Here is a 12,702-nt window from a genome sequence, read left to right on the forward strand (position 1 = left end):
AGTGGATAAACTAAGACTTTTAACGCCGGGTCCGACTCCCTTGCCGGAAGAGGTGCGTCTAACCCTGGCAAAGGATATGATACATCACCGCAAGCAGGGTTTCAAGGATATAATGTTCAGGGTCCAGAAGGGATTGCAATATCTATTCGGCACAAATCAGCCGATAATGACCCTGACATCATCCGGGACCGGAGCAATGAACGCTGCTGTGACCGGTTTGTTTTCTCCAGGAGAAACTGTGCTGGTAGTGGAAGCAGGAAAGTTCGGTCAACGCTGGTCTGATATTGCTCAGGCGCATAAACTTGAGGTTGTTGCCCTGCCACTGGAATGGGGCAGTGCAGTTAAGCCGAAGGAAGTGGAAAACGCACTTTCCAGGTGGAGTGATATCAGCGGCGTGCTGATTCAAGCTTCAGAAACTTCCACCGGGGTGCTGCATCCCGTGCAGGATATTGCCAGACTGTGCTCCAGGAAGGGTATACTGACGGTCGTAGATGGAATATCTGCAGTAGGCGTTTCTCCCTGTCCCATGGATGAATGGAATATCGACTGTCTGATTACAGGCTCCCAAAAGGGGATGATGCTGCCTCCAGGACTTGCTTTCATTGCCCTTAGTGAGGCTGCATTGAAAAAGGCGGAGGCAGTCAAGTCACAAAATTTTTATTTTAATCTTTTGAGTGAAAGAGAAAAATGTCTGTCCGGACAAACACTTTTTACTCCGGCTATTAACCTGATTGTGGCTTTGGAGGAATGTCTGAAATATTTCCAAGGACACGGCCTTGAAAAAATTTACAAAAGACAATGGGCCATGACGTGTATGGTCAGAGCAGGCATTGACAGTCTTGGTCTTGAATTGCTGGTCAGGGAAAACTATACATGGGGCCTTACTTCCGTCAAATTGCCTCCTGGATTAGATGGAGTAAAGCTTCTTGACACTGTTGCCAGTGAATATAATGTTATCATGGCCGGTGGTCAGAACCATCTTAAAGGCAAAATTGTCCGTATGGGGCACATGGGCTATGTTGACTGGCCAGATCTGCTTGCCGGACTGCACGCCTTGAGAAGCGTTATAATCAGACAGGGAGGCTACAGTGCATCCCGAGATTATCTGGAAAAGGCCATGGCAGCTTATGAACAGGCCATGAAGGATATAACAGGTAATGAAACTGTTTAGTAACTTACCGTTCAATCCTGTAGAAAAAAAGAAATTGTTATCAGTTAATAGTTAATTGTTGAAGAACAAAAGGCTGAATTCACTGCCTTACCCTGATAACAGATAACAAATAACAGATAACAGGGTTGTGGGCACAGCCCGCACTATATCTTTATAAGTAAAGCTGAAGACAGGCCCTCGGAAAAGCCAGCCCCATGTCGCATCCAAAGGTCTAAACGATTATTAGATAAATTATTTTTTTGTCAGGAGGTAATAATGAGCCAGGAACAAGAAGAAATTAAAGTAACAGATCGCAGAATAAAGTTTGACGAGGAGACTACTGAGCAGGACTCCCGTGAACCTGAGGCTGAGAATGAAGCCCGGGAAAGCCATGCAAAAAAAATGGAGCGCAAAAAAGTGGCTGAGGACTACGACAAGGCTTCAGCCGGGGATGAGACTCCAATGCCCCAGGTGGATTTTTTTACCTTTGTGCTTTCCCTGAGTTCATCGGCCCTGATGCATCTCGGTGAAATACCTGAGCAGGCAGGAGGAGAGGTTAAAGTGAATCTGCCCATGGCCAAACACACAATAGACATTCTGGCCATGATTGAAGAAAAGACCAAAGGCAATCTGTCTGCAGAAGAAGAAAAAATGCTTAAAGATTTCCTGTTTGAGGTCAGAATGAAGTATGTTCAGAAGTCAACTTGAAATAATTTGAATAAATTCTATTTATCCCCCTAAAGTCTTATGCGGCAATGACCGAACAATATTAACAGGTAGTTGTTTTCGGTTCCCGAGACTGTATAGGAGGTTTAGCATGGAAATACAGGCAGGACTCGGAATGGCCGGTATGATGAATGCCCTTGAAAGTCAAGGTATGGGCGCTCAGCTCATAAATCAGACAGTGAATAACCAGAATGCTCAGCAAGGAGCACAGGTAGCGCAGAATGCGCAGGCTCAGGCCTCTGATAATGCCCCTGCACGCGGGGCAAGTGGCCAGGGGGAGTTAATAAACAAAATTGTATAGAACGGGCTGAATTGAGTCTGTTTAAATTGAGGGGAATCGAAAACAACACTCCCCTGTAGCTTTGTAAGCTAAAAGACCAGCCAAAAGGCTGGTCTTTTTTTTGATATTTTGGAAGTTTATAGTCCCAACTTGCAGTCCTTGCCGTCTTCACAATAGTTGCGAATGAACTGGCCTAATTGAATACCCAGGTTGAAGCATTTAATCCCTGCCTGGCACTCCTCAATGTCTTTTTCTTCAAGGTGCGTAGCCAGTTCATGTTCATTTTTTTTGAATTTGGCCAGCCAGGACTGAGTGGCGGCATCTTGTTCTAAATCAAAAGTCAGACCGTATTTTTGAATTTCCGGAAAAAGCCCCTCAATCTTTGTCTTAAGTTCGTCTTTGTTAACTGACATCTTGTCCTCCTTTAATTTTTATTACAGTTATCAGTTTAGAGATTACAAGTAACTTCAAGGTAGACGCGGCATCCAGCCGCCTGTTTTGAATAGCCTGCTGGATGCAAACGCCACTTAATAAAGGCGGTTACTTGTGGGTTTGGTTTGGGGTTCGCCCTGTTGGACGTTTTCAATCAACTGAAAAAAATATAAACGATAATTACAAAAAAAACAATGAATTCTTTATCCAACAACTTATCGCTACAGTAAAACTTAGTATCTGTGGGTGTTTTGCACTTGATGCGGGTTGTCAGTACCTGTGTCCCATCCACAGGTCTAAACTGTTATGTTTCTTCTACTGCGAGAGAAGGAGGGAGATATATTATTACTGTTGTGCCTTTGTTTTCCTGGCTGAAAAGATCCAGTTTGCCTCCCATATCCTCTACAATTTTTTTGGTCATGGCCAGGCCAAGACCTGCTCCTGCCCCTTGTTTGGTAGAAAAAAAAGGATTGAATACCTTTTCACGTATATCTTTGGGAATACCCACACCTGTATCTTGAACCTTTATGGCAATGAATTTTTCCTTCATGGAAGTTGAAAGTGTCAGGGTGCCTCCATCAGGCATGGCTTCTATAGAGTTTTTTATCAGGTTGATGAGACATTGCTTGATAAGTTCAGGATCTGCTGTAGCCAGAGCCAGTCCATGTGTAATCTCTGTTTCAGAAGTTATGCCCTGTTCTTCACAACTCAGGCGAAAGAGTTGCAGGATATCCATTATTATCCTGTTTACGTTAACTTCTCCATCCTGGGAGACGGTAGGTCGGGCAAAGTTAATGATATTTTTCAGAATGTTGTCCAGCCTTTTGGATTCCTGCAGGATAATCTTGACTTTTTCCTGGGAGCCTTCATCCATGTCGGTATTACGCAACAAAGAGTTGGCAAAGCCACCAATTGCAAACAAAGGATTACGAATTTCATGTGCGATATATGTAGACAGTTCTCCAATGGCCGCCAGTTTTTCAGACTGCTGGAGACGTTTTTCCATTTCAGTTCTGTGGGTGATATCTCTGCGCATTTCAACTACCTTGACCAAAGTTCCAGTTTCGTTAAATACAGGATAGGCATATATCCGATAATAGTTTGCTCTGCCAAGGCTGTCTATCCTGGTTTGCAATGTTTCTGACGGCTTACCGGTAAGGATCGTCTTTCTGAATGGACACTCAGAACTTTCAGGGTTGCATTGTCCGTCGGTTGTCTGTTCTGAAAAAATTTCCCAGCAGCATTTACCAAGGATGTCCTGTTTGGTTGTGTTCATTTTTTGAGTGACACTGAGATTAACATCAAGGATTCTGCCTCGAATATCCAGAAGCAGTATGTCATCTTGAATCTGATCAAAGAGAGCAGACAAGATGGCTTGCTGCTGAAAAAGGTTTAGTCTGCACTTGTCGCTTACTTCAGACATTATGAGCAGACCGCACAGAAAAGTCGCTCCGGTGTGGTCGATGATAGAGATATTGGCTGGCAAAGTATTACGTAACTGACGAATCAGATGCTGCTGGTCGCTTAGTTCTATTACTAGATTGATTTCCGGATGATTGCGCAGCATTGTATTGTAGTCGTCATACAGTCTGGCACCAAGGGCAACAGCGCTCTCCAGCCTTGGTTCATCTTTTTGGGAGTGAGATACAGCAACAAGGTGAAGGCGAGGAAAAAATTCTTCCAGCTCGGTTTTTTTGATAAGCTCAATAATTGATCCAAAGCCGACTCCGCATCCGATTACTCCAATTTGAAAGCCTTTTTCAGCTTCCTCCAAAATACAAATATGGTCCTGATAAAGATTTTCATCCGCTTTTGACATGTTTCTTGCTCCAGAAGTACGGTTCTCAATGAAAAGAGATTTGGACGGTTTGGGTACAATTATTCGTGTGATGGTTCTGGCGGGAGCATTACTTGTTTCTGTAAAGTAAATAGGGGGCAATCCCGTAGCCAGGGACATTCCACGTGCCAAACCGGCACAATAAAGTTTTCAGAAACACGCAATGCTCCCGTTATGGTTTACAGTTTTGAGGAATAGTTGTACTTTTCAAGGTGACTTCCTTGTTGTGATGATATCATTGGTTTAAACTCTATCGCATGATTTTTAAACTCGTCAAGGCATTATTGAAGGTGGAATTAAGCTGTACCGTCACATTGGCTTATACTTGGCATGTGCTTCAATAGTGATCCGGAATTATAAGGTCAAAGTGATGCAGATTCTTTTTAAAAATGGTTATATCCAGCATACACAATCAGCACATGGAGGTAAAAATGGATACACCGGTAGTAATCGCCAATCCGATATATGATGCTGTGTTTAAGTATCTGATGGACGATTTGCCTGTGGCCAGGGTGATCATTTCCACCATTATCGGACAGGAGGTGGAAGAGCTTGAGTTTAAACAGCGGGAACGTTCTGCTCAGGTGGCTTCTCTTGGAGTGACAATCTTTCGCCTGGACTTTTCAGCTGTGATCAAAACCGCTGATGGAGAGCGAAAAAACGTACTTATTGAAATCCAAAAAGCTGACAATGCCGATGACATTGCTCGTTTTCGCCGTTATCTTGCGGAAAATTATTATACCCCGCCTGTGAAGTCTTCCAAGACAGTTTCTGAAATGCTGGATGATAAAGACAGCCCTGGACCGGCAAGTGAATTAGATGGGACCCTTGATGAAATTTCAGATAAAGAATCTGGAAACGCTTTTCGGGAAGCACAGGAAAAATGGCCAGTTTCTTGTCTTGAAGCTTCGACCAGATCCAACGCACCGCTTCTTCCCATCCTGACTATTTATATTCTTGGCTTTCCCCTATCCAGTCTGCATGGCTATCCAGGAATTATTGTTCGTCGTGATTACTATGATGCAGCTTCTGGAGAGAAAATACTTAAACGAGATGCCTTTATCGAGCATTTGACCCATGACAGCTATGTAATCCAGGTATCCGAACTGAAACAGCGCCGGCGTAATAAGCTTGAGCGGTTATTGTCTTTTTTTGAACAGATGCATCTTAAGGCCAATGGGCATCTCAAAGTTTTTCATGACGTTCTTGATGAGGAATTTCAAATTGTATTGGACCGTCTGGCTCGAGCAGCCTTAGACAAGGCCATTCGTGATGAAATGGATGCTGAGGATGAATTTCTGGAGCTCTTGAAACGCAAAGAACGCAGTTATGCCAAGAACTTAAAGGCTGCCCGGAAGGAATTGGAAGAATCCCGTGTCAGAGAAGAGGAAGCGTTAGAAAGGGCAGATGCGGAGAGACTTCAAAAGGAAGAAGCTAAAGTGCGGGAAGAAAAAGCGCTGCTAAGGGAAGAAGAAGAGAGACGTCAGAAGGAAGAAGCACTTTCAGAGCTTGCTGCACTTAAGCGCAAGTTAAAAAAGATGGACAAATGAAGATTTCAACACCATGCAATGAGACTATTAAGCATGAGCTGGGCGGGAGTTATAGTGCAGGCAACCCGGTACTTGATTTTACGTTCTATGCAGCTTAAGGTGCTTTCTGAACAAAAAAATACAAATTATATAAGTGGGAGGGATTTGAATGAATAAGATTAATGCTGCTGTTGTTGGAGTAACCGGATATACAGGCATAGAGCTGGTCAGAATTCTTTCCGCTCATCCAAAATTTGAACTTTCCGCTGTAACCTCAAGAACCAGTGCGGGCATGGCCCTTCAGGATGTATTCCCGCATCTTTACAATACACCAGCTGGACTTATGGCAGTGACCATTCCGGATCCTGAGTTTATTGCACGGGATTGTCAACTGGCATTTCTCGCTGTACCACATGGCAAGGCCATGGATCTGGCAGCTTCACTTCTCAAGCTGGGTGTGAAAGTTGTTGATTTGAGTGCAGATTTCAGGATCAAGGATGCGGAAACTTATTCCAAGTGGTACAATACACCCCATAAATATCCTGAACTCTTACCCGAAGCCGCTTATGGTCTGCCTGAGATGTACGGCCCTATGATCCATGGGGCAAACCTTGTAGCAAATCCCGGCTGCTATCCAACATCTGTACTGCTGGCACTTTGTCCAGGGCTGAAGAAAGGGTATATTGATCGGTTTGACATTATAATTGACAGCAAGTCAGGGACAAGCGGAGCTGGAAGAGCAGCCAAAACCGGAACGCTTTACTGTGAGGTAACCGACAGTTTCAAGGCCTACAGTTTAGCATGTCACAGGCACACGCCCGAGATGGATCAGGAATTTGCCAAAGCTTATGGGCTGGAAGTGGTTTTTTCCTTCAGTCCTCATCTTGTACCTATGAGTAGAGGTATTTTGAGTACCTGTTATGTTAAAAGAAGCCGCATTGCTCCTGTTTCTGAAATTCTGCAGTTTTACAAAACTTTTTTTCGTGGTTCACCTCACGTTAGAATACTGCCGGAGGGCAAGCTTCCTGAAACCCGCTGGGTCAGAGGAACCATGTATTGTGATATCGGAATGGTTCATGATAAAAGATCCGATCGTCTGATAATCGTTTCTTGCATAGACAATCTTTGCCGTGGTGCATCGGGTCAGGCAGTAGCCAATGCTAATCTCATGTTTAATTTTGATGAAGAACTTGGGCTTGAGCAGCTTCCTTTGATGCCCTAACGCTGCTTAAAACTCCAAGTGTGTCTTGTTTTTTGCTACAGTATTGAGGCTGTAAGTTACTGAAGTCCAAGGTCCAAGGTCCAAGGTCCAAGGTCCAAAGTCTAAGGTCCAAAGTCCAAGGTACAAGGTCCAAGGTCCAAAGGTTAAAGTTCAAAGTCTATTACCAATAATGCCTGATGCACTTAGTTAAACCATCGTTAACTTTACTATCAGTTAATATTTCAGTTTTATGTCAGAAAATACAGATCATAATTCAGCACAAAACCAGGAACAAGGCTCAGAACCCAGAATAGAAGGTGTTTTTTCAACGACTGAAAAAACTACCATAGGTTTCGGTCATACTCAGAAAAAAGTTAAACAGGATGTACTGGTCTATGCCAAGGAAATAGAAGATAATAAAGTTGTTATTAAGGCTCTGAATGATAAGTATATCCCCATAGGCACGGCTAAAACTATCAGCAAAGAGAATTTACTCAGCAATTACCTGCCTGATCCAGATGTTTACCAGAATAAAGTTTACCCCATCCTGCGCAATATTTCCAGAACTGTGGCTCGTGGGGAAAGACATCTGCGTAATAAAGAGAATTTCAGTGCTGAAATGGAGTTTAAGAATGCGCTGCGTGTGGATGAGGAAAACATCCGGGCCACTTTTGGTCTGGGTCTTTCTTATCTGCAAAGAGGTGATGCCAAAAGAGGAGAGATTGTATTCAAACGCCTGGTCAAACTTAAAGGAGCGTTTGAGCCGCAGCATAAGCACATGTTCAATGAGTTTGGCATTCATTTACGCAAAAACAAACTTTTTAATCAAGCCATTAAGTATTATGCCAGAGCATCACAATACAGTGAAAGGGATGAAAACCTTTATTTTAATATGGCCAGGACCTATTATGAGCTTGGAAGAAATTCCATGGCACTTAAATTTATCAGAAAGTCTCTGGAGATAAATTCTGATTTTGAGCAAGCCTTAGATTTCAAAAAATTTTTATTGAAAAAAATGCCTAAACATAATCTTAAGGCATAAAGCAGGTTTAGTATGAACAACAGAGCTCAAGATAATTCTTACCTGACTCCGGCCACTGTTTTTTTTGGGCAGTATTTACTAAGTCACGGCATAATCAGTCAGGAACAACTGGAAGATGCCATTCATCATCAGCAGGAACACAACAAGCTTTTGGGTTGCCTTGCCGTGGAAAAAGGGTACATGACAGAAGAGCAGATAGTTAAGACCAAGTCTGAACAGAAGAATTTAGATTTGCCCTTTGGAGTTATAGCCTTGCGCAAGGGCTACATGAACGAGGATCAGGTGGATGATCTTCTGTTTTCCCAGGTCATCAATACCACTCATGTTGGAGAGGCGCTTGTTGAGCTTGGGTATCTTCATCCGGAAAAGCTTGGCTGCTACTTGAGAGAGTATAATAATCGCGAATCTGAAAGAATGCAGAAGATCAAAAATGCCCTGGAGCATGTGAAGTGGCCGGATTTTGTGGGCTGGGGTATTCAGTCTTTAGACAGGGCTTTTATACGTTTTGCTGGTGAGCCGGTAAGCGTTATTACGCTGGATAGTCCTTCTGAAATGGAATCTAACTGGTCTTTTCTGATATATATCCTGCTTAGCGATGGGCGAAAATACTATGTATCGGTTATTCTTTCGGAAAACAATGCCTTGAGAATAGCAGGACAGATGGCTCTTAACCTTGATGATACCTTATGCGGGCTTCGCTGCCAGGGAAAAAACAGGCTTTTTTTTATTATTGTCAAAAGGTATCTTGTTGCTCAGATGAAATTGAATGGTTACAAGGTGCAAAAAACCGGTCTTGCACGTGACAGCAAAGAGTTAGAGACATGGCAAAGTCCGGTCAGGGTCAGCCTTTCCTCGCCTGTTGGGCGTATTGAAGTGGATTTTTACTGTGAAGATAAATTTGAGAGTTAATAGTTAATAGTTAATATTTGAAAAAAACGTCATTTCAAGCACGTCCAATATCATGCGTCTTTATCCTTCTGTCTTTCTAACCTTTGGTCTTCAGCCTGAAAATATCCAGCTTAACAATACTTGCTTCAGTTGGGTTGTGGGAAATGCCAGCTTTAAGTATTATTTCTTTCATCAATCACCCGTCTTGATTTGCCCATTGATCTGGGCAGCTTACCTGGATCAGCAAGAACGATCTCAGTTCTAACCATGATTTTTGACCGGATCCTCGCAGAAATACGTTGTGCTAATTTTTCATCATTATCTGAAGAAGCATTGACCTTCCTTTCCACACTGATTTTCATGAAGTCCAGCCCCTTCTGCCTGTTCAGATTAATCTGATACTCTGAACTTATATCGTTGAATTCTTCAAGAATTTCAGCTATTTGTCCCGGATAGATATTAACTCCGCGGAAAATTATCATGTCGTCGGAGCGTCCCAGGATGCGATCATGCCGGGGCATTTTGATGCCGCATGGGCAGGATTCCGTCAGGATCCTGCAAAGATCTCTGGTTCTGTAGCGGATCAATGGAACTCCTTCCTTGCACAGGGTAGTGATGACCATTTCTCCAGTTTCACCGGCAGGTACCGGCTGAAGTGTCAAAGGATCAATGATTTCCAGTATAAAGATATCAGCCCAGTAATGCATGCCTTGATGCTTCAGACATTCAAGGCCAGTGCCGGGTCCGTATACTTCAGTCATGCCGGGGATATCAAAGCTGTGCTCAAGGTTGAGAGTTTTCTCAATGGTCTGGCGCATTTTGGGAGTGTGTGGTTCGGCCCCGAAAATAATCTTTTTCAAAGCAATCTGGTCTTCAAGCCCCATCTTAACAACCTGCTCGCTGAGAAGCAGGGCCATGGAAGCAGTAGAGCAAATGCAGGTTGGTTTGAGGTCAGTAAGAAATTGCAGCTGAAAATCAAGGTTGCCGGGTCCCAATGGCAGGGCCATTGCCCCGAAATGTTCGCATCCAAGCTGGAATCCGGCTCCGGCAGTCCACAGACCATAACCTACTGCTATCTGCACTCGGTCCATGGGAGTCAGATCAGCCAGTTCAAAGCATCTGGCCATCATGTTTTTCCATGTGTTGATATCATTTTGTGTGTATGCCAGAATTTTGCGCTTGCCGGTTGTTCCGGAAGATGCATGGATTCTTACAATATCCTCTTGTGGAACGCTTAAAAGAGGCAAGGGATATCCTAAACGCAAATCTTCAACATCGGTAAAGGGGAGTTTTACAATATCTGACAGGGTCTTGAAGTCACCAGGTGAAAAACCGGCCTGGTCAAGTTTATCTCTGTATGCCATGCATCCCTTGTAAGCATGGTTGAGAGTCCATTGGAGGCCTTTGAGCTGAATTGACTCCAGCTCATCAATTGAAAATTCGGGAATAAAACGTAAATTGTTGTACATGAAAATCTCGTTATTAAAGCTTGATGATTGATATTATGTTATAATATTCAGCCCATAGCCGTTTGTTGCAGAAATGGCCATGTGTTGACCTTTTAATGATTTGCCTGGAAAGTCTGTACATACTTTGACAACACTGCTTGGTCAACAATTTAGCTATGCATTGACAGTTTACAAGTAGTTAGAATCTTTTTGATAATAAAATCAAATACTTAAAAATTTCAGTATATTTGCTCTTGTTCTCAGGCTTCAGCCTGGGGACACCTCTTTTTTTGCGGCTCCAGCCACTTTTTGAAGAAGCGGCCGGAGCCGCAAGAACTAAACGTCCCCAGGCTGGAGCCTGGGAACGAGAGGAAAAAGTTCCGTCAAAGATGGGAACTTTGCGCCTGGCACAGCTTCCTGCCCGGAGGCTTACAGCCCGGAGGGGGACTGTCCCTCGCTGTGTAAATTTTTTCATTAAAGCAAATTTCTACCAGGAACCAATGCAGCATCAATCTTTTTTATAGTACCTCGCGGGGACTGTCCCAATTTCCAGATATGGGACTGTTCCTCAATGTGGAGGCGGCTTCCAGCCGCCTGGTATTTAATAGCCTGCAGGATGCAGGCTCCACCCTTTAAGAAAGTTACTCACAGGTTCGGTCCCCATCCGCCAGGATGAGGCGCTTACAAGTAACTACAATTGTTTTGCTAATAAAATCGGATGTGTACAGTTTTCACATTTTTACGATTTTTGCTTTGATTGATGCACATTTGCCAGCAAAGTACCGTCAAAGACGGGAGCTTTGCGCCAGGCAAAGGGACTGTCCCTCGCTGTGTAAATTTTTCCATTGAAGCAAATTACTTCCAGGAACCAATGCAGCATCAATCTTTTTTATAGTACCTCGCGGGGACTGTCCCAATTTCCAGATATGGGACTGTTCCTCAATGTGGAGGCGGCTTCCAGCCGCCTGGTATTTAATAGCCTGCAGGATGCAGGCTCCACCCTTTAAGAAAGTTACTCACAGGTTCGGTCCCCATCCGCCAGGATGAGGCGCTTCTGAATAACTAAATGGGTAAACTTGTAAAAAAAAAGATTTTACAGTATAATGAAATGATTATTTAAAAGCGGGACAAGACAGACGGTTGACACCATAATATTTTTCACAGATTACCAAGTGCTTTCTTTAAAACAGGCTAAACTGCTACGTAAATTTTTCAACCTGAATTTTGAACAATGAACTGGCAAGAAGATAACTATGAGCATAAAAAAATTTGATTCAGCCATTGTATTTGGTGAGGTTCTTTTTGATGTTTTCCCTGGTAACAAAAGAGTCATTGGTGGGGCACCATTCAATGTAGCCTGTCATTTGAGCGAGTTTGGGCAGAACCCTCTTTTTGTATCAAAAATTGGAAATGATGATCCCGGCCGGGAGGTTGTCCGTATGATGGATAACCGATCAGTGTCTATATCCGGTCTGCAGCGTGATGAACAGCGAATGACCGGTGTGGTCAAGGTCAGCATTGAAAATCATGAACCTTCGTATGAAATAAAAAACAATGTTGCCTACGACTTTATTGAGCCTCTCGGGGATGGTCTTATTTCCAGCAGTAACCGAAAGATTCTGTATCATGGAACCCTGGCAGTGCGTAATTCTGTATCCCGTTCCACCCTGTATGACTTGGCCAGGATGGAAAATACAGCTGTTTTTTGCGATGTCAATTTGCGTGATCCATGGTGGAATAATGATCTGCTCAGAGATATCCTTGACTGGTGTTCGTATCTCAAGGTTAATGAAGATGAGCTCAAGAAGGTGTGCGATATAGAAGGGTTTGATGAAGGACTCCCCCTTGAAGACCTGGCCCTGAAACTCAGTCGCAAGCGAGGTTTTAAGTGTCTCATTGTTACATTGGGTTCCCGCGGTGCTATGCTTTTGCCTCATAACTCTGAACAGATGTTTGCTCCTTCTCCTGAAGTATCTGATTTCAAGGACAGTGTAGGGGCAGGTGATGCTTTTTCTTCAGTTGCCCTGCTTGGCATCATTAAGGGTTGGGAGTGGAGTGATATACTGCACAGGGCAGTATATTTTGCAGCCAGGATGTGCGCCAATGCTGGAGCTGTGCCTAATGACAGGGAGTTGTATGAAGAAGTCAGGGAAATTTGGAGGTTATAAA

The 12,702-nt window shown here is 43.6% G+C and carries 11 protein-coding genes; 8 read left to right on the plus strand and 3 right to left on the minus strand.

What is annotated here, in order from left to right; all coding sequences use genetic code 11:
* Window position 1: 1 nt before the first annotated feature.
* From LZ23_RS17100 to LZ23_RS17110, 3 genes are all read left to right on the plus strand, one after another.
* The gene (locus LZ23_RS17100) at window positions 2-1,171 is read left to right on the plus strand and encodes a pyridoxal-phosphate-dependent aminotransferase family protein (RefSeq protein ID WP_232300534.1); all 1,170 of its coding nucleotides are present in this window, start codon (window positions 2-4) and stop codon (window positions 1,169-1,171) included.
* 255 nt (window positions 1,172-1,426) lie between these two features.
* Window positions 1,427-1,858, plus strand: coding sequence for a DUF1844 domain-containing protein (locus LZ23_RS17105; RefSeq protein WP_084591122.1), 432 nt, complete (start codon window positions 1,427-1,429; stop codon window positions 1,856-1,858).
* Between the two features lie 109 nt (window positions 1,859-1,967).
* Window positions 1,968-2,177 (plus strand): hypothetical protein, encoded by a 210-nt coding sequence (locus LZ23_RS17110; protein ID WP_045216179.1) that lies wholly within the window; start codon window positions 1,968-1,970, stop codon window positions 2,175-2,177.
* 116 nt (window positions 2,178-2,293) lie between these two features.
* Here the strand turns inward: LZ23_RS17110 and LZ23_RS17115 are convergent, their stop codons facing one another.
* Both LZ23_RS17115 and LZ23_RS17120 read right to left on the minus strand, forming a co-directional pair.
* On the minus strand, window positions 2,294-2,569 hold the full coding sequence (locus LZ23_RS17115) for a hypothetical protein (RefSeq protein ID WP_045216180.1): 276 nt from the start codon (window positions 2,567-2,569) through the stop codon (window positions 2,294-2,296).
* A gap of 323 nt (window positions 2,570-2,892) precedes the next feature.
* Window positions 2,893-4,407 (minus strand): ATP-binding protein, encoded by a 1,515-nt coding sequence (locus LZ23_RS17120; RefSeq protein ID WP_045216182.1) that lies wholly within the window; start codon window positions 4,405-4,407, stop codon window positions 2,893-2,895.
* A gap of 449 nt (window positions 4,408-4,856) precedes the next feature.
* Between LZ23_RS17120 and LZ23_RS17125 the strand changes: the two genes are divergently transcribed.
* The 4 genes from LZ23_RS17125 (at window position 4,857) to LZ23_RS17140 (ending at window position 9,106) form a co-directional block, all read left to right on the plus strand.
* Entirely contained in the window at window positions 4,857-5,975 is a 1,119-nt protein-coding gene (locus tag LZ23_RS17125; protein WP_045216184.1) for a hypothetical protein, read from the plus strand.
* A gap of 148 nt (window positions 5,976-6,123) precedes the next feature.
* Complete coding sequence (gene argC / locus LZ23_RS17130; protein WP_045216185.1) at window positions 6,124-7,176, plus strand: N-acetyl-gamma-glutamyl-phosphate reductase; 1,053 nt, start codon at window positions 6,124-6,126, stop codon at window positions 7,174-7,176.
* Between the two features lie 229 nt (window positions 7,177-7,405).
* On the plus strand, window positions 7,406-8,197 hold the full coding sequence (locus LZ23_RS17135; protein WP_052507478.1) for a tetratricopeptide repeat protein: 792 nt from the start codon (window positions 7,406-7,408) through the stop codon (window positions 8,195-8,197).
* Window positions 8,198-8,209: 12 nt separating this feature from the next.
* Window positions 8,210-9,106 carry a cyclic di-GMP-binding domain-containing protein, MshE-related gene (locus LZ23_RS17140; protein WP_045216187.1) on the plus strand — a complete coding sequence of 299 codons (897 nt, stop codon included), beginning with the start codon at window positions 8,210-8,212 and terminating at the stop codon, window positions 9,104-9,106.
* A gap of 152 nt (window positions 9,107-9,258) precedes the next feature.
* Here LZ23_RS17140 and LZ23_RS17145 read toward each other — a convergent pair whose 3' ends face one another.
* Window positions 9,259-10,554 (minus strand): phenylacetate--CoA ligase family protein, encoded by a 1,296-nt coding sequence (locus LZ23_RS17145; protein WP_045216188.1) that lies wholly within the window; start codon window positions 10,552-10,554, stop codon window positions 9,259-9,261.
* Window positions 10,555-11,786: 1,232 nt separating this feature from the next.
* Here LZ23_RS17145 and LZ23_RS17155 point away from each other — a divergent pair.
* A complete protein-coding gene (locus tag LZ23_RS17155) occupies window positions 11,787-12,701 on the plus strand; it encodes a carbohydrate kinase family protein (RefSeq protein WP_045216191.1) in 915 nt (304 codons plus the stop codon).
* The last annotated feature ends 1 nt before the right edge of the window (window position 12,702 follow it).

It is taken from the genome of Desulfonatronovibrio magnus (assembly GCF_000934755.1).
GTDB lineage: Bacteria > Desulfobacterota > Desulfovibrionia > Desulfovibrionales > Desulfonatronovibrionaceae > Desulfonatronovibrio > Desulfonatronovibrio magnus.